The organism is Mycobacterium sp. DL, from assembly GCF_039729195.1.
Classification (GTDB): domain Bacteria; phylum Actinomycetota; class Actinomycetes; order Mycobacteriales; family Mycobacteriaceae; genus Mycobacterium; species Mycobacterium hippocampi_A.
In genome coordinates, this window is record NZ_CP155796.1 from 3216321 (window position 1) to 3232313 (window position 15993).

General features: G+C 67.4%; 18 protein-coding genes. 6 read left to right on the forward strand and 12 right to left on the reverse strand.

Annotated features, from left to right (window positions below):
• Positions 1-31 precede the first annotated feature (31 nt).
• Both ABDC78_RS15265 and ABDC78_RS15270 read right to left on the reverse strand, forming a co-directional pair.
• Positions 32-1165 carry a nitronate monooxygenase family protein gene (locus ABDC78_RS15265; RefSeq protein ID WP_178360288.1) on the reverse strand — a complete coding sequence of 378 codons (1134 nt, stop codon included), beginning with the start codon at positions 1163-1165 and terminating at the stop codon, positions 32-34.
• A 42-nt stretch (positions 1166-1207) separates the two neighbouring features.
• A complete protein-coding gene (locus tag ABDC78_RS15270; protein ID WP_178360287.1) occupies positions 1208-1972 on the reverse strand; it encodes an HAD-IB family hydrolase in 765 nt (254 codons plus the stop codon).
• Positions 1973-2165: 193 nt separating this feature from the next.
• Between ABDC78_RS15270 and ABDC78_RS15275 the strand changes: the two genes are divergently transcribed.
• Complete coding sequence (locus ABDC78_RS15275) at positions 2166-2561, forward strand: STAS domain-containing protein (protein ID WP_178360286.1); 396 nt, start codon at positions 2166-2168, stop codon at positions 2559-2561.
• A gap of 45 nt (positions 2562-2606) precedes the next feature.
• On the forward strand, positions 2607-3053 hold the full coding sequence (locus ABDC78_RS15280) for an ATP-binding protein (RefSeq protein WP_178360285.1): 447 nt from the start codon (positions 2607-2609) through the stop codon (positions 3051-3053).
• Here ABDC78_RS15280 and ABDC78_RS15285 read toward each other — a convergent pair whose 3' ends face one another.
• A complete protein-coding gene (locus tag ABDC78_RS15285; RefSeq protein WP_178360284.1) occupies positions 3054-4142 on the reverse strand; it encodes a diacylglycerol kinase in 1089 nt (362 codons plus the stop codon). It abuts the gene before it with no gap.
• 79 nt (positions 4143-4221) lie between these two features.
• Between ABDC78_RS15285 and ABDC78_RS15290 the strand changes: the two genes are divergently transcribed.
• The 3 genes from ABDC78_RS15290 to ABDC78_RS15300 are packed head-to-tail and all read left to right on the forward strand — an operon-like array spanning position 4222 to position 6551.
• Positions 4222-4968, forward strand: a complete 747-nt coding sequence (locus ABDC78_RS15290; RefSeq protein ID WP_178360283.1) for a glucose 1-dehydrogenase — start codon at positions 4222-4224, stop codon at positions 4966-4968.
• A 54-nt stretch (positions 4969-5022) separates the two neighbouring features.
• The gene (locus ABDC78_RS15295; protein WP_178360282.1) at positions 5023-6300 is read left to right on the forward strand and encodes a competence/damage-inducible protein A; all 1278 of its coding nucleotides are present in this window, start codon (positions 5023-5025) and stop codon (positions 6298-6300) included.
• 26 nt (positions 6301-6326) lie between these two features.
• A complete protein-coding gene (locus tag ABDC78_RS15300) occupies positions 6327-6551 on the forward strand; it encodes a hypothetical protein (RefSeq protein ID WP_178360281.1) in 225 nt (74 codons plus the stop codon).
• Between the two features lie 6 nt (positions 6552-6557).
• Here ABDC78_RS15300 and ABDC78_RS15305 read toward each other — a convergent pair whose 3' ends face one another.
• From ABDC78_RS15305 to ABDC78_RS15315, 3 genes are all read right to left on the reverse strand, one after another.
• Positions 6558-7475 carry an alpha/beta hydrolase gene (locus tag ABDC78_RS15305; RefSeq protein ID WP_178360280.1) on the reverse strand — a complete coding sequence of 306 codons (918 nt, stop codon included), beginning with the start codon at positions 7473-7475 and terminating at the stop codon, positions 6558-6560.
• Positions 7476-7558: 83 nt separating this feature from the next.
• Positions 7559-9025, reverse strand: a complete 1467-nt coding sequence (locus ABDC78_RS15310; protein ID WP_178360329.1) for an amidase — start codon at positions 9023-9025, stop codon at positions 7559-7561.
• 82 nt (positions 9026-9107) lie between these two features.
• Positions 9108-9347: a hypothetical protein gene (locus ABDC78_RS15315; protein WP_178360279.1), complete on the reverse strand. Its 240-nt coding sequence runs from the start codon at positions 9345-9347 to the stop codon at positions 9108-9110.
• Between the two features lie 161 nt (positions 9348-9508).
• Here ABDC78_RS15315 and ABDC78_RS15320 point away from each other — a divergent pair, with 161 nt between their 5' ends.
• Positions 9509-9991 (forward strand): hypothetical protein, encoded by a 483-nt coding sequence (locus ABDC78_RS15320; protein ID WP_256736187.1) that lies wholly within the window; start codon positions 9509-9511, stop codon positions 9989-9991.
• Positions 9992-10020: 29 nt separating this feature from the next.
• Here ABDC78_RS15320 and yaaA read toward each other — a convergent pair whose 3' ends face one another.
• From yaaA to ABDC78_RS15350, 6 genes are all read right to left on the reverse strand, one after another.
• Complete coding sequence (gene yaaA / locus ABDC78_RS15325) at positions 10021-10767, reverse strand: peroxide stress protein YaaA (protein WP_178360277.1); 747 nt, start codon at positions 10765-10767, stop codon at positions 10021-10023.
• A 43-nt stretch (positions 10768-10810) separates the two neighbouring features.
• Positions 10811-11341: an NlpC/P60 family protein gene (locus ABDC78_RS15330; RefSeq protein WP_178360276.1), complete on the reverse strand. Its 531-nt coding sequence runs from the start codon at positions 11339-11341 to the stop codon at positions 10811-10813.
• 268 nt (positions 11342-11609) lie between these two features.
• Positions 11610-12749 (reverse strand): alkaline phosphatase family protein, encoded by a 1140-nt coding sequence (locus ABDC78_RS15335; protein ID WP_178360275.1) that lies wholly within the window; start codon positions 12747-12749, stop codon positions 11610-11612.
• Between the two features lies 1 nt (position 12750).
• Positions 12751-13191, reverse strand: coding sequence for a response regulator (locus ABDC78_RS15340; protein ID WP_178360274.1), 441 nt, complete (start codon positions 13189-13191; stop codon positions 12751-12753).
• Positions 13188-14786, reverse strand: coding sequence for a CHASE3 domain-containing protein (locus ABDC78_RS15345; RefSeq protein ID WP_178360273.1), 1599 nt, complete (start codon positions 14784-14786; stop codon positions 13188-13190). The genes ABDC78_RS15340 and ABDC78_RS15345 overlap by 4 nt, the downstream gene beginning before the upstream one ends.
• A complete protein-coding gene (locus tag ABDC78_RS15350; RefSeq protein WP_178360272.1) occupies positions 14783-15955 on the reverse strand; it encodes a SpoIIE family protein phosphatase in 1173 nt (390 codons plus the stop codon). Before ABDC78_RS15350 ends, ABDC78_RS15345 begins: the two co-directional genes overlap by 4 nt.
• Positions 15956-15993 lie beyond the last annotated feature (38 nt).

Genomic DNA, 15993 nt, shown 5'->3' on the forward strand with positions numbered 1-15993 from the left:
GTCGTGCTCGGCATGACCAACTACACCGACGTCACACGCTGGCGGCCTCGTTCAGCTCGTTGAGCGTGGCCGTCGCCTCCAGATACTCCTGAACCCACCGCTCGATGACCGCCGACGTCTTCTCCACCTTCTGGAACTGTCCGACCACCTGGCCGACCGGATTGAAGGCGACATCGATGGTCTCGTCGGGGTACTTGTGCGTCGCGGCGACGGCGAGTCCGGAGACCATGAACTGCAAGGGCATTCCGAGCGGCTTCGGATTGTCCGGGCTCTCCCAGGCATCGGTCCAGTCATTACGCAGCATCCGGGCCGGTTTGCCGGTGAACGAACGGCTGCGGACGGTGTCGCGGCTACCGGCCTTAACGTAGGCCGCCTGCTGCACCGGGGTGTTCTCGGCCTCCTCGACCATCAGCCACTGCGATCCGGTCCAGGCGCCCTGCGCGCCCAGCGCAAGCGCCGCGGCGATCTGCTGGCCGCTGCCGATCCCGCCCGCGGCCAGAACCGGCACCGGGGCAACCTCCTTGACGACCTGCGGCCACAGCACGATCGAGCCGACCTCACCACTGTGTCCGCCGGCCTCGCCGCCCTGGGCGATGATGATGTCGACGCCCGCATCAGCGTGTTTGCGCGCCTGGCTGGGCGAGCCGCACAGCGCGGCGACCTTACGGCCCTCGGCGTGGATGTGGTCGATCATGTCCTTCGGCGGGGTGCCCAGCGCGTTGGCGATCAGCGTCATCTTCGGGTGCTTCAGCGCGACCTCGACCTGGGGTGTGGCAGTCGCCTCGGTCCAACCGAGCAGCTGCAGGGTGCTCTCGTTGTCCTCGGCGGTGAGCGGTACGCCATGGTCGGTCAAGATCTTCTTGGCGAAATCGAGGTGTTCCTGCGGAACCATGTCCTGCAGCATCTTGGCGAGTTCGTCGGCGGACAGATTCGAGTCCATCCCCTCGTACTTGTTCGGGATGACGATGTCGACGCCGTAGGTGTGGTCACCGATGTGCTCGTCGATCCAGTTCAGCTCGATCTCGAGTTGCTCGGGGGTGAACCCCACCGCACCCAGCACGCCGAAGCCGCCTGCCTTGCTCACCGCGACCACGACGTCGCGGCAATGGGTGAACGCGAAGATCGGGAGATCGATGTCGAGTTGGTCGCACAGGGGAGTATGCATAGTCCGCTCCTGGTGGGCATTCAAGCAAAACTGAAACGTGTTCTACTTTAGTACACCACGGAGCCCACCACGAGAGCCCTTACCCGGGTTCTGCATCCGCAGCACCGGCCAACCCTGTTCGGCAGCCATCGCCGCGAGGCCCCTACGCGGGTTCACCGGCCTCGGTTGACCGACCTTGGCCATCAGCGCGGCGTCCTCGTCGCCGTCGGCGTAGAAGTAGCTGCTCGCCAAATCGACGACGTTGGCCTCGGCGAATCGCTCGACAGCCGCGGCTTTCTGTTTGCCCCAGATCACCGGCTTGGCGATGAACCCAGTCAGCCGCCCCGCGTCGTCGAGATCGAAGTGGTTACACAGCACGTGGTCGATGACGAGATACCGCGCGACCGGTTCGGCGTGGATCGTCAGCGCCGAGGAGCACATCACCACGGTGTGGCCGCGCCGCTGATGGGCCAGGACGATCTCGCGCATCGCGGGATACACCCGCGACCGGACCCGTTCGCTGAACAGCCGGTCGCCGATGGCGTCGAGATCGGCCAGGGACTCACCCCGCAGGTATCCGGCGGCGCGGGTCAGGAGCCGCTCGAAGTGCAGTCGCCCGAATCGGTACCGCATCGAGGCCTCGATCACCCCCAGCACCTCACCGATGCGGGCCTGACGTCGGCGGATCCGGTCCCCGGCGTGGGCGGTCGCGGTGAATCCATCGACGAGCGTGCCGTCGAGATCAAAGAACGCCCCGACCTGGGGCCCGGCTGGACTAGCCGCGATCTGCGCTATCGGATCCGTGCGGTCTGCGGCGTCCGCGGTCATTCCGCTCCTGTGCTCACGAAGGGTTGACCCACCATGGTACGGACGCCATGTGCACTGCTGGTTTAATCTGTGGCCGGGTCGAAGCAGACGACCACGGTAGTTTGGTCTTGCCGGGTTCAGGATGCAGCCTGCGCAAGTAGCACTGGTCAGTGCACTTGCCGTATGCGTGACGGCCCGACATGGAAGGTGAACCTTGAACGAGCAAGCAGCCGAAGGCACCAGCGCCTCATCGGGGGCGGCGTCGTCGTCGACCTGTGTCGTCACCGAGCGATGGGTCGACCGGGTCGCGGTCGTATCGGTGGCCGGCGTGGTCGACATGCTCACCTCACCCCAGCTCGAAACCGCGATCAACGGCGCTCTCGAGCAGGGGCCGGCCGGGGTTGTCGTCGACTTCACCGACGTCGAGTTCCTCGCGTCCGCCGGGATGGGCGTGCTCGTCGCCGCGCACGACAAGGCCGGATCCGACGTGAGCATCAGCGTCGTCGCCGACGGACCGGCGACCAGTCGTCCGCTGAAACTGGTGGGCATCGCCGACATCCTCAGCCTCTATCCGAACCTCGACGAAGCTCTCGCAGCTCACACGGCGTAAAAAAGTCGCGTAGGAACGTGCTTCCCGGGGTAGCCACCGACTGCCATGATCGATCCCATGCCGCCGGCTGAAACGGCCAACGCAACGCGCTTCGAGCGCTTCGGCCTCCGTGCCGAGGCCGAGACGGTCTCCCGGACCCGCCAGGACTTCGCGCAGTGGCTGCGGCAGTTCTTCGACCTGGATCCCATCAAGTCGAGCGATGTGGTGCTGGCCCTCAACGAGGCATTGGCCAACGCCGCGGAGTTCGCCTACCTGCTGGCCGACCAACCCGGCACGTTCGACGTCCAGGCGAGCTACCGTCCCGCCGAGCAGAACCTGACGGTGCACATCTGCGACCGCGGAACCTGGCGTGAACGCCAGACCGACCCCGCGCCGCGGACCAGGGGCCGCGGCATCCCGTTGATGGAGGCACTGTCGGACCGGGCGACGATCGAGACCTCGCCGACGGGGACCCGGGTGCGGCTCGAATGGAACGGGATCAACGCTCTCTGATCACGACGGGTGGGCTATCCCCATACCCTTCACCAGCGGCAGGTCGAGCGTCGACCGGATTCCCGGGGCCGACGCGACGACCTCGGGGATGGCGTTGACGATCCGGCCCGCTGCGGCCAAGATCGCCGCGTAGTTGTGATCGCCGTTGCGACTCGTCGGTGAAATGTCCATGACGTAGGACGGCTCCCCGGTGATCTCCACCCGGTAGGACCCGCCTTCCTGTGCCGGCTGAGCCCAGTCGGGCCGGAGGTCACCGCGCAGCCGGGTGACGTGTTCCACCACGAGGGCGGGCCTGCCTCCGACCACTCCCTCGATCAGGAACCGCACCGCCGCGACCGTTCCCTTCTTGATGGTGCCGACGGCGACGTCGAAGTCCTCCGGAGCGGGCTCCTGCTCCACGGAGTCGCGGATCTCGTCGAGTTCGACGCCGAGACCGGCGGCGAGCTGACGGATTCCGACGCCCCACGCGGAGCTCAGCATGCCGGGCTGGTAGAGGAAAGGCAGGTCGGCTACCTCCTGTGCGACAGGCTTGCCGAAACCCATCACGTCGAACATCACCGTGGCTCCGTCGTAGGTGGCGTAGTCGGCGATCTCCATCATGCGGATCTGTTCGATGCTCTGACAGGTGCTCGCCAGCGCGAGTGGCAGCAGGTCGGTGACGAAACCGGGATCGACACCGGTGATGAAGAGGCTTGCATTCCCTTGTTGCGCAGCGGTTTCCACCCGTTCGACGGTTCTGTCGGGGATGACGCCCCACGGGTACTCGAGAAACCCGGGCGAGGAGCCGACGACGTTGATGCCCGCCTCGAGCAGCCCACGGACGTCGGCCAGCGCTTCACGCGGACGTACGTCGCCCATCGCGCAGTAGACGACGCAGTCCGGCGCGGCGCCGATGATCGCATCCATGTCGTTGACGGCCACGACGCCCGTCGTCACGTCGAGGCGCGCCAACTCGCCGGCATCCTTGCCGACCTTGGCCTCCGAGGACACCCACACTCCGGTCAGGTCGAAGCGGGCATCTTCGATGAGTTGCCGCAGTGCCAGGCTGCCGCAGTTGCCGGTACCGATGAGCGCCACACGAATAGCCATGGCGAGCAGTATGCAAGGTGTGTGACAAAATTGGAACAGGTTCTAGTTTCCCGATCGCCGTGCGGTAACCTGTCGCCCCATGGGACGCGTGGACGGAAAAGTGGCACTCATCAGCGGCGGCGCGCAGGGGATGGGCGCCGAGGATGCCCGGGCGCTGGTAGCTGAAGGCGCCAAGGTCGTCATCGGTGACATCCTCGACGACAAAGGCAAGGACCTGGCCGAGGAGATCAACGCGACCACACCGGATTCCGCGCGCTACGTGCACCTCGACGTCACCCAGGCCGACGAGTGGGACGCTGCGGTCGCTACCGCGGTCAACGACTTCGGCAAACTGAACGTCCTCGTCAACAACGCGGGCACGGTCGCGCTGGGCCTGATCGGTCAGTTCGACATGGCCAAGTGGCAGAAGGTCATCGACGTCAATCTCACCGGCACCTTCCTCGGCATGCAGGCTTCGGTCGAGGCGATGAAAGCTGCCGGCGGCGGATCGATCATCAACATCTCCTCCATCGAGGGTCTGCGCGGCGCCGTCATGGTGCACCCGTACGTCGCGTCCAAGTGGGCGGTTCGCGGCCTGACGAAGTCCGCGGCGCTCGAATTGGGGGCGCACAACATCCGGGTGAACTCGGTGCACCCCGGCTTCATCCGGACGCCGATGACCAAGCATTTCCCCGACAACATGTTGCGCATTCCGCTGGGCCGCCCGGGTCAGCCCGAAGAGGTGGCGACCTTCGTGGTGTTCCTGGCCAGCGACGAATCGCGCTACGCCACAGGCGCCGAGTTCGTCATGGACGGTGGCCTGGTCAACGACGTGCCCCACAAGTAGAGCGCCCCCGCCCGGGGCGAAGCAGGCCCCGACTGATGCGTAGTGTCGTTCTCCGTGAGCGTACGGGCCGGAATCGTGGTGACGGGGACCGAAGTCCTCACTGGACGCGTCCAGGACCGCAACGGCCCCTGGCTCGCTGATCAACTGCTCGAGTTGGGTGTGGAACTACGCCACATCACGCTGTGCGGTGACCGTCCCGCCGACATCGAGGCGCAATTGCGGTTCCTCGCCGATGAGGGTGTGGACCTCATCATCACCAGCGGTGGCCTCGGCCCGACCGCCGACGACATGACGGTGGAGGTGGTCGCCCGGTTCTGCGAGCGCGAGCTGGTGCTCGACGACGCGCTCGAGGTCAAGATCGGGGACATCGTCACCGGACTGATGACCAGATTCCCCGGCGTGGATCTTGATGCGGTGCGCGCGGCCAACCGCAAGCAGGCACTGGTGCCGGCCGGCGCAGTCGTACTCGACCCGGTGGGCACCGCGCCCGGCGTCGTCGTGCCGGGCTCGCCCACCGTCGTCGTTCTGCCCGGTCCGCCGCGTGAGCTCCAGCCGATGTGGGACGCCGCCGTCACCACCGACGCCGTCCAGGCGGCCATCGCCGACCGCACACCGTTCGAGCAACAGACCGTGCGGATGTTCGGTCTCCCCGAATCGGGCCTCGCCGACACCCTGCGTGCCGCCGAGAGCAGCGTCGACGGCTTCGAGCACCTGGAGATCACCACGTGCCTGCGGCGCGGGGAGTTGGAGATCGTCACACGATATGAGCCGCGGTACGCCGGCGTGTACACCGATCTGATGACCGCGCTGCGCGACCGGCACCCGCGCGAGATCTTCTCCGAGGACGGGGCGCTGGTCGACGATCAGATCGCGGGCCTGCTGGAGGGGCGCCGCATCGCCACCGCCGAATCGTGTACCGGTGGGCTGTTGGCGGCAAGGCTCACCGAGCGGCCCGGCTCGTCGGCCTACGTCGTCGGTGGTGTGGTGACCTACTCCGACGCCGCCAAGGTCGAACTGCTCGGCGTCGATCCTGCGCTGATCGCCCAGCACGGGGCGGTGTCCGAGCCGGTGGCCGACGCGATGGCGCGCGGTGCGCTGGACCGTTTCGGCTCCGACACCGCGGTGGCGATCACCGGCATCGCCGGGCCGGGCGGCGGCACGGCGACCAAACCGGTGGGTACCGTGTGCTTTTCGGTGGCGCTGGCTGAGGGCGCCGAGAGCTCGACGGTCACCCGAACCATGACGATGCCCGGCAACAGGTCGGACGTACGGGAACGCTCGACGACGATCGCGATGCATCTGCTGCGGCGGATCCTCGTCGGCGGAGGATAGGGTGGCCCCGACAGGAGGGTTTATCGATGGTTGACACCGACGAGCGGCAAGAAGTCTCAGCGGTCGCCGAGGCGGCGGGTTGGAATCACCGTGTCGCCGAGCGCAGCGACTACTTCAACAAGGGTGTTGTCCGGGTGCACATCGTCTGGCGTGGTGATACCGCGATCAGCGGCGGCACGCTGTACCACGATGACTTCCTGCAGACCTACAGCAGAGATCTCCCGACGGTGCGGGGCTGGCTCAAGCGCTGAGGTCGCTCAACGCTTCTCGGCGGCGTCCCACAGGTCGCTCATCGCCTGCATGATGGCCTCGGCTTCGCCGAGCCCGCCGAGGTGGCTCTCGCCCGCCAGCGTGAAGAGTTCGGCGTCCGGCAGCATCGCCACCACGTGCTCCCCGTGGGCGAAGGGCACGATGTGGTCGCAGTCCCCGTGCCACCAGCGGACCGGAACCTTGACCTCGTCGAGCCGGAAGCCCCAGTCGCGGGCGAAGACGACAACGTCGGCGAAGGGCGCCGCCAGTTGTTTGCGGCTGCCGTTGAGCAGGTCGTCGAGGAACATCGCCTTGAACTCGGGACGCACCAGCAGTCGACGGTCGCCCTCGGGCGAGACGCTCGCGTACAGGTAGAGAGCCGGCTCGGCGACCGGCTTGATGAGGCGGATCAAGCCTGCGGCGACCATGCTTAGCGGGGTGCCGACGTACTCGAGCAGAGGCGCCACCGGCAGCCCCACCTTGCCCATGACCCCGCCGCCGATGCCGTCGGCACCGCGCGTCGGGGCGACGCCGCCGAGCACCCCGACGGCGACCACCCGATCGGGCATCGCCGCCGCGCATCCCAGTGTGTACGGGCCGCCACCCGAGAGGCCGATGATCTCCATCCTGTCGATTCCCAGGGTGTCGGCGATCGTCCGTAGATCCTCGGCGAAATCGATGATCTTCGGGTATTCGTAGGGCGTCGAGGAGCCGATACCGGGACGGTCCACTCCGATGAGCCGGATGTGGTTGTCCTCGGCCCACAGCCTCGCCTCGACGGGGATCTGGCGGCGGCCACCGGGCGTTCCGTGCAGCCAGAAAATCGCCCGCCCCTGTGGATCGCCGAACTCGGCGAACCCGATGCGGCGGTCGGTGCCGACGGCGACATTGCCTTCAAGCTTGGGACGGGCGATCTCGACAGACATGGGCAAAGTGTCCCACGACCCCTTTGTGCGCCCGATCACTCCCGCGAGAAACGCCGGTCTCCGGAGCATCCGCGCCCCTTCGGTCACGCGCTGCTGACCCATCCCGGTGGCCGGCGGCCGGCCCACGGTACCGCCGCCTCCAACTGCGCGGCCAGCTTCAGCAGGACGGTCTCGTCGGGTGCCATCAACTGGACCCCGATGGGCAGTCCGGCGGCGGTGGTCCCGAGGGGCAGCGAAATCGCCGCCCAGCCGGTGACATTGGCCAGCGATGTCCAACCGGTGGTGGCGAACTCGACGTCGAAGAACGCCCGGGTGGTCCCGCGCGGCTGATCGAGCAGCTGATACGGCGGGGGAGCGCTGAGCAGCGTGGGCACCAGAAGGACGTCGTGGCCGGCCATCTGCGCGGCGAAGCGCCGCGTCTGGGCGTGCACGGCCGCGATCGCGGCAGAGTACTGGACGCCCGTCGTGGTGAACCCTTCGCGCACCATCACCCAGGTGCTGGGCTCGAACTCGTCCTCGCGTGGTTCCCGTCCGAGGTGATCGCGGGCCAGATCGTGGAGTTGCGCGTTGCTCACGGTGTGCAATACCGCGATGGCATCGGCGACGGCGTCCGCGTCGATGGTCGGCGCGCCGCGGTCGACCGCGTGTCCCAGGCCCTCGAGCACGGCGCCGGTCTGCTCGACGGCCGCGGCCACCTCGGGGTCGGTGGCCGGACCGGGGAACGGCGAGGCGTTCGACATCAGGATGCGCTGCGGCGCCGTCGGCGACGAGATCGCCTGCAGGAAGGTCTGATCCGGAACCGGAGCCGAATACGGGTCGCCGAGGCCGGCTCCGGCGACCGCGTCCAGCAGGGCGGCGCTGTCGCGGACCGTGCGGGTCAGCGCGTGTTCGTTGACCAGGCCTTCGAGGCCGTGCCCGGCACCGGGTCCCGACGATGTGCGGGCGCGACGCGGTTTGAGCCCCACGAGTCCGCAGCAGGCCGCCGGCACGCGGATCGACCCGGTTCCATCCCCGCCCGACGCCGCCGGGACGACGCCGGCGGCGACCGCCGCGGCCGATCCGCCACTGGAGCCGCCGGGAGTGACCTGTGGCGACCACGGGTTGGCGGTGGGGCCGAACAACGACGGCTCGGTCGTGCAGTGGTTGCCCCACTCGGGGGTGTTGGTCTTGCCGAAGACCACCAGACCTGCGGCGAGGTACCGCTCGACGATCCAGGCAGACTCACCGGCGACGTGGCTACGGAGCGCCCGTGACCCCATCGCCTCGGGAGCACCGGCCAGAGATGCGCCGAGATCTTTGAGCAGGAACGGAACCCCCGCCAGTGGGCCGGCTCCACCGGCGCGCAGCACCCCGGAGTGGTCGAGGGTGGCGGCTTGGTCGCGGCCGCGCTCGAACAGGTCGGCGATGACGGCGTTGAGCGCTCGGCCCGCCTCGAGTCGGATGATCGCCGCCTCGAGCAACTCGGTGGCGGAAACCTGGCCCGCAGCGGCCAGAGAGGCCTGACCGACCGCGTCGATGCCGGCGAGTTCGAAGGCCGTCCCGGTGTCCATGATGCGGATCATCCTGCGCCCGGCCGAAGTCGGCAACTCGGCCATCAAACCTGTTGACCTGCAGTTGTATTCGGCTATTCGCTCAGGCGTCGACGGTGATGGCCATCCCCGATTTCTCCCGGTCCCTGCGGACCGCCGAATCGGTGAGCTCGAGGGCGATCAGGACGTCGGCTGCGGTGATGAACAGACCCCACCAGTACATCCACCGCAGCGAGGGCTCAGGCTGAGCGGCGAAGTAGACGACCAGGAAGATCGGCCCGACCAGTCCGCCGAACATGAACATCATCCCCTGGAACCGGAGGTACAGCCGCAGGGTGGACATCAGGCGAAAGTCTCCCGCGGGAGGATCGGCCCGTCAACGCCGAGTCGCAGGACTGTCCCGAGTGGGCAGAACTTGGTGAGACAGACTAACCTTGTCGGGTCCGTCAATAGGGACGACGGATTCCGCCCGACGAACAGGACTCACAGGACATGCGCCGAACCATGCGTACCGCACAAGCGGCCGCTGCGCTGATGATGGCGCTGGCACCGCTGACGGCGGGAGTCGCAGTGGCCTACGCCGAACAGGATGCGACCTTCGTGCCGTTCGGCCAGGTACTGCGCCGTTGCGACTTCAGCGACATCAAGTACGTCGGCGGCACGGGCTACGCCCGGCCGACCGCTCAGGTGTGGACCGACGGTTCCGAGGTCATCGCCGACATCCAACTCAACACCGGAGTGCCCAACACGCGCTATGACGTCCGACTGATCCAGGCGCCGCGCTCGTCGGCGGTGAGCTGCAACGGTGGAGAACCGGGCGTCGCGGGAACCGCGCTGTTCACCGATGGCGCAGGCGCCGGCGCGGTGTCCGTGCGAGGTCCCGTCGTATCCGGCGCCACGGGAGCGTGGTTGTTCATCACCATCCCCAGCGCTCACTCGCAGGTTCCGAAAGAGTTCTACACGTCTGACTTCATCGCCGCGCTCTGATTGTCCTGCAGTAATTTTCACCATCGGTGTCAAGCCGTGACGACGACGGTCAGATGATCGCCGCGACGTTCCACCCTCATGTCCGCGCGCCGGGCGACAGTCGCCACTCCGGCCGCGTCCGTCGGCTCTGAGCGGCTGCTCGACAGCGCCCGCGCCAGCCGACCCTTGTGCGCTTTGTTGAAGTGGCTGACCACGGTTCGCCGTCCGTCGGCGTGTTCGGCGACCACGTCCACCGAGACCGCACCGGGCACTTTCGCCAGCGCGGCGTAGGAACCCGAGCGCAGATCGACGACCAACTCGTGGTGCGCGACCGCCGCCAGCACAGGTTCGAGCGTCGGCCGCCAGAAGGCAGCCAGCGTCGGGTGGCCCGGCAGCCGGGAGGTAGCCGACAGCCGATAGGCGGGAATCGGGTCGTCGGCGCGCAGCAACCCGAACAATGCAGATCCGACGGCCAGCCGCGACCTCGCACGCACGGCCGCCGCGCCGCGCAGCGAGGTGATGTCCAGAGCGTCGTAGAGCACACCGGTATAGCGGTGAATAGCCGGCATCGTCGGCGCTGTCCACAGCGCCGCGTTGCGGTCGATCTCTGCGTCCTGGGAGGCCGAGATCCCCAAGGCGCGCCTACTGGCCGCCGGATCAGCCGCCAAGCCGATCAACTCATCGACCAACACTGTTCGCAAGGGGTGCAGATCAGGTGAACCGAGCGCATCCATCGTCAGAGCCGGCCCGTCACCGCCGGATCGCTTCGTCTCCGACGGTGGCAGCAGCACGATCACGGCACAGACGCTAGCGCGCGTCGGTTCTGACCTTGCGGGCCCGTCAGATCGGCGGGGCCGGAGGCGGTGGGACGTCCTGCCCCATCTGGACAACAGGGCCTGCCGGCGGCGGCGGTGGCATCGGAGGCGCCATGGGTGGCGGAGGTGGCATCGGAGGCGCCATGGGCGGCGCCATCAACGGGTCGGGTGCGGGCGGTGTGTTCGCGGGCATCGGCAGGAACATGTGGTTGGTGAACTGATCCTGGTAGGCGCCGCCACCACCGACCTTCACGCCACCGCCTTCGCCGGAGGACACCGGTGTTCCGTCGGGAAGCGTCACGGCGGTATGACCACCGTTCCAGCCGACCACCAGCGCGCCGGGCTCGGCACCGTGCTGGAAGCCTCGATCGAGCAGCGCGCTTTCGATGTTGCCGGTGTGGAAGCGGTCGCCGTAGATGGGCCTGCCGGTCGCGGCGTTGGTCACCCACGACACCAGGCCGGAGCAGTCCGTACCCGAGGGCGAGTCGCCACCGGTGACGTACGGCGTGCCCGACACTTGGTTGACAAGCGTCAAGAGCGTAGCGAGAGCAAACATGCGAACGGACACTAACAGGGGGTCTCTAATACGACCAAAATCTGTGATGGCGTTCACAACCCGCTGCAGAGTGACGGCTGACTCACGAAATCCGTTGCGTCCGGACATGATTGGCCGGGTACCGCCACTGGGTCGTCAATTCGTCGAAATGCACTGCATGCCAATCATTTAACAGGCAATGCAACGTCGGATACCGGCGCCATGCTGTAGTCAGATCCCAGAATCGAGACCGCGCACAGCGGCTGCGGCAACACGCCGAAGGGCAGGGTCAGCGCCGGGCCAAGAGAAGTGGAACCCTCAACTCAGCCTCGGTCAGTGACCCGTGCTGACCTACCAGCGAAGATTCGATCGGCTCGACCGCCTTGCGAAGCAGCCCCGACGAGCCCCGCGCCGCAGCCACCACATCGCCGATCCGCGGCCGGACGTCGTCGGTGACCCGACCACCGAACCATCCCGCCCCGATGGCTTCGTCGCGGCTCACCACCCACGCCCGGTCTCCGAGGATGTCGCGCCAGCCGGCCAGCACATCCTCGAGTGCCCCGACCCGGGTGTAGACGTGACGGGCACGCGCCTCTCCGCCGATGGCGTCGACACCGTCGTGCAGCGCCTCGGTGGCGTCGATGTCGACAACGTCGGCCGCATTCAGCGTCACCATGCCGTGATCGGCGACGACCGCGAGCAGGCTGCCCATCGGCATTCTCTCCACGATGGATTCCACCAGCGTGTCCACCTGCCGGAGTTGCAGCCGCCAGGCCGCCGACCCGGGCCCGTACAGATGGCCCACCAGGTCGAGATCGGCGTGATATCCGTAGCAGAATCCACCGGCGGCCATCGCGGTGCTCACTGCGGCGGCCAGATCACCCAGCGAGTGCACGCCGACGTACTCCCCGCCGCGCAGCACTGCCCGGGTGAGGCCCGATCCGCTGAACTGGGCGCCGGAGATCACGCTGACGGCCACCCCGGTCGACGCGGCCCGCTCGAAGACCGTCGGTATCGGCTGCACCGCTTCGGGTGCCGCGCTGCTGTCCCGCAGGTCCTCACCCCAGGGGTGCGGACGCCACCGCAGCGCGTTGATGACCCCGACATCCGGCAGCCGAAACGACATCCCGACCATTCCGTGCTCGCCGGACGGGCACCCCGTGCCCACCGCGGCCAATCCGGCCGCGGTCGTCGAGGGGAACCCGACCTGCAGGGTCTGTCCCCGCAGACCCGCGAGCACAGGAGCATCCTCGGCGTAGGTGTCCAACAGTTCGGCGCCCAAGCCGTCGATCAAAAGGACGCAGGCCCCGGCGACATCGTGCGCGAGAGGGATCCGCGGCTCGAAACCGGCGATTCCCATGGCGGCAAGCACCGACGGCGCCACATCAGCCAGATGGGGGACCGCAGGATCGGGGCGCGGCAGGTCCATCTCAGAACTGGGGCAGCCGGACCACTTGGACGAAGAACTCGTCGATCTGACGCACCGCGTTCATGAACTGGTCGAGGTCGACCGGTTTGGTGACGTAGGCGTTGGCGTGCAGTTTGTAGCTGCGCAGGATGTCCTCTTCGGCCGACGAGGTCGTCAGCACCACCACCGGGATGTGGCTGAGCTCCGGGTCGGATTTGATGGTCTCGAGCAACTGCCGCCCGTCGTACTTCGGCAGATTCAGGTCGAGCAGAACCAGGTCGGGGCGCGGCGCACCCTCGTAGGCGCCGCGGCGGTACAGGAAGTCCAGACCTTCCTCGCCGTCGTGCGCGACGTGCAGGTTGTTCTTGATCTTGTTGTGCTCGAAGGCTTCCCGCGTGATCAGTTCATCTCCCGGGTCGTCCTCGATGAGCAGGACGTCGATGGCGCGTTCAGCCGGTGTCATGTGGTTGATCCTTCCAGGACAGGGGTCTCGGTGTCGTTGACGGCGATGGGCAGGGTGAATCGGAAGCGGGTGCCCTCAGAGTAGGAGGTGTCGATCCAGATGGACCCGCCGTGGTGTTCCACGATCTTCTTGCACAGCGCCAGCCCGATACCCGTGCCGCTGTAGGCGTCGCGTCCGTGCAGGCGCTGGAAGATGACGAACACTTTGTCGGTGAATTCCGACGCGATCCCGATCCCGTTGTCCGACAGCGAAAAAGACCAGTCCGATTCATGCTCGCCGGTGCCCGGGCTGCACTCGATGACGATGCGCGGCGCCACCTCTTCGCGACGGAATTTCACGGCGTTGCCGACGAGGTTCTGCCACAGCATCGTCAGCAGCGTCGGGTCACCCTTGATCGTGGGCAGTCCGTCCGGCGGACGTTCGATGACCAAGCCCGACTCCTCGACAGCGGTCGCGAGATTGGCCAGGGCGGCGTCCAGGGCGCCGTCGAGATCGACGTCGGCCTCGGTGGCGTTGAGCCGGCCGACCCTGGAGAAGGTCAGCAGGTCGTTGATGAGCACCTGCATCCGCTTGGCTCCGTCGACGGCGAAGTTGATGTACTCGATGCCGCGCTCGTCGAGTTCGTCGCCGTAGCGCTTTTCCAGCAGTTGGCAGAACGATGCGACCTTGCGCAGCGGTTCCTGCAGGTCATGGGATGCGACGTAGGCGAACTGCTCCAGCTCGGCGTTCGAACGGCGGAGCTCTTCGGCCTGGGCGTCGAGCGTCGCGGCGGCCTCTTGTGAGGTCTCGAGTTCAGCGGCGAGCCGCTGCCGCATGTTCTCGACGTCGATGGCGATCCCGCGGATGTCCTTGGGCCCCTTCGGTGTGATGCGCTCGCCGAAGTTGCCCTGTGCGATGCTCCGGCAGGAGGCCGCCAACAGCGCCAGCGGACGCACCAGGGCCCGCTGCAGCAGTCCGGCCAGCAGCAGCATCGTCACCGCGAATGTGACGAGCATCGCCACCAGCACTCCGTTTCGCCACGACCGGATGTCCTCGAGCTCGGCCATGGCGTTGTTGCGTGCCTGTGCAAGGTGTTCGTTCTGCTCGTCGAAAAGCACACGCAGACGATCGAATTCGGCCTTGCCGAGAGCACTGGACTCCTCGGCGACCACGGTTGCGTCACCGGATCGAACGCCGGCTATCAGAGGCTCGGCATACGAAGACCGCCAACTCCCGGCGGCCCGCTCGATCGCGTCCAGATCGTCGAGCAGTTCGGGTCGGTCCTGTTCGAGGATGCGGATCTGCGCAGACGACTGGCTCTCGAGCTCCCGGCCCTCGTTGTAGGGGTCCAGGAACTGCGAATCCGCGGTGATCAGATATCCGCGGACGGCGGTCTCCTGGTCGCGCAGCGACGCCTGCAACTGGTACGCCGCGACGCGGGCAGGCTGGATGTTCTCGACGAGGTGGTCGGAGACCCGATCGGTCCGGCTCAGCAGGATCGCCACGGTGATTGCGCCCACCAGGACGACGATGCCCATCACCGACAGCACAAGATTCTGCCAGCCCCGCACGGTCAGTTGAGCCGCCCGCGCCCGACGTTGCGAGGATTCGCTCATGGCAGTGCCACCCGCTCCACCCGCACGACGGCGATGTCGTCGCCGATCCCGCCCTGGCTCTGCGCCTGCTCCTCGACGGCGTCGATGAGCGCATCAACGAACGCGCGCCCGGGCAGTTCGGCGAACGTGCGGGCCAGTTCCAACAGCCCCGCCTCGCCGAGCCGCTCATTGCCCTGCCCGATGTGACCTTCGAACAGACCGTCTGTGAGCAGCACCAGACCTTTGCCCGCGGGGAGGTCGATCTGCAGGGGCTCCCAGTCGCCGGCGTGCAGGCCCAGCGCCGGGCCTCCCGCGGGTTCCACCCACTCCACCGTGCCGCCGCCGTGTAGCAGCATGCCGGGGTGACCGGCCCGCACCGCGGTGACCGGGCCCTCCTGGGGAATGGCCAGGCTGAGCACCGTCGCGAAGATTCCCTTGCCCGCCCGTTCGGCACGGAGGATCCGCTCGAGCTGACGCATCCGATCCGATCCGCGCAACCCGGCGAAAGTCAAAGCGCGCCAGGCGATGCGCAGTGCCACCCCCAGCGCAGCCTCGTCGGGGCCGTGGCCTGCCACGTCGCCGATCATCACGTGCACGGTGCGGTCGGGCGTCTGCACAAAATCGTAGAAGTCGCCGCCGAGCAAGGCGTTCTCCCGGCTGGGCCGATACGAGGTGACGATCTCGACGCCAGGGCTGTCCAACAGCAGGGGAGAGGGCAGCAGGCCACGTTCGAGCCGGGCGTTCTCCCGGGCACGCAGCTGGCTGGCGTGCAGGTCGACCGCGGTCAGCTCGGCGCGCTTGCGTTCGATGGCGTAGCGCACTGCCCGCCGCAGCACCTCAGGGTCCACCCGACCTTTGACCAGATAGTCCTGCGCTCCCGAAGCCACCGCCGAGATCCCGACGTGCTCGTCGTTGAGGCCGGTGAGGACAACGATCGGGATCGTCGCATCCTGCCTGGCGATCCGGGCCAACCCCTCGATCCCGTCGGCGTCGTGGAGATGCAGATCCAGCAGGATGCAGTCGGGACGGGCGAGCGGAATCTGATGCTCGGCCTTGGCCATCGACTCGGCCCAGACCACGACGGCGTCCAGTTTGGCGTCGGCGATCAACTCTTCGACGAGGATGGCGTCTGCGCGGTCGTCTTCCACGAGGAGCAGCGACAGTTCCTCGCCGTCATTCGGCACGCGCATGTGCCCCAGAATCTCCCACGGCGGCCGAGTGCGCGCGC

Excerpts from the sequence above, each read along its gene's own strand:
- ABDC78_RS15285 (WP_178360284.1), bottom strand. The coding sequence starts at position 4,142 with ATGGCTATTCGTGTGGCGCTCATCGGTACCGGCAACTGCGGCAGCCTG.
- ABDC78_RS15305 (WP_178360280.1), bottom strand. The coding sequence starts at position 7,475 with ATGTCTGTCGAGATCGCCCGTCCCAAGCTTGAAGGCAATGTCGCCGTC.
- ABDC78_RS15320 (WP_256736187.1), top strand. The coding sequence starts at position 9,509 with ATGCGTACCGCACAAGCGGCCGCTGCGCTGATGATGGCGCTGGCACCG.
- ABDC78_RS15290 (WP_178360283.1), top strand. The coding sequence starts at position 4,222 with ATGGGACGCGTGGACGGAAAAGTGGCACTCATCAGCGGCGGCGCGCAG.
- ABDC78_RS15330 (WP_178360276.1), bottom strand. The coding sequence starts at position 11,341 with ATGTTTGCTCTCGCTACGCTCTTGACGCTTGTCAACCAAGTGTCGGGC.
- ABDC78_RS15340 (WP_178360274.1), bottom strand. The coding sequence starts at position 13,191 with ATGACACCGGCTGAACGCGCCATCGACGTCCTGCTCATCGAGGACGAC.
- ABDC78_RS15350 (WP_178360272.1), bottom strand. The coding sequence starts at position 15,955 with ATGCGCGTGCCGAATGACGGCGAGGAACTGTCGCTGCTCCTCGTGGAA.
- ABDC78_RS15300 (WP_178360281.1), top strand. The coding sequence starts at position 6,327 with ATGGTTGACACCGACGAGCGGCAAGAAGTCTCAGCGGTCGCCGAGGCG.
- ABDC78_RS15345 (WP_178360273.1), bottom strand. The coding sequence starts at position 14,786 with ATGAGCGAATCCTCGCAACGTCGGGCGCGGGCGGCTCAACTGACCGTG.
- ABDC78_RS15265 (WP_178360288.1), bottom strand. The coding sequence starts at position 1,165 with ATGCATACTCCCCTGTGCGACCAACTCGACATCGATCTCCCGATCTTC.
- ABDC78_RS15335 (WP_178360275.1), bottom strand. The coding sequence starts at position 12,749 with ATGGACCTGCCGCGCCCCGATCCTGCGGTCCCCCATCTGGCTGATGTG.
- ABDC78_RS15270 (WP_178360287.1), bottom strand. The coding sequence starts at position 1,972 with ATGACCGCGGACGCCGCAGACCGCACGGATCCGATAGCGCAGATCGCG.
- ABDC78_RS15280 (WP_178360285.1), top strand. The coding sequence starts at position 2,607 with ATGATCGATCCCATGCCGCCGGCTGAAACGGCCAACGCAACGCGCTTC.
- ABDC78_RS15310 (WP_178360329.1), bottom strand. The coding sequence starts at position 9,025 with ATGGACACCGGGACGGCCTTCGAACTCGCCGGCATCGACGCGGTCGGT.
- ABDC78_RS15315 (WP_178360279.1), bottom strand. The coding sequence starts at position 9,347 with ATGTCCACCCTGCGGCTGTACCTCCGGTTCCAGGGGATGATGTTCATG.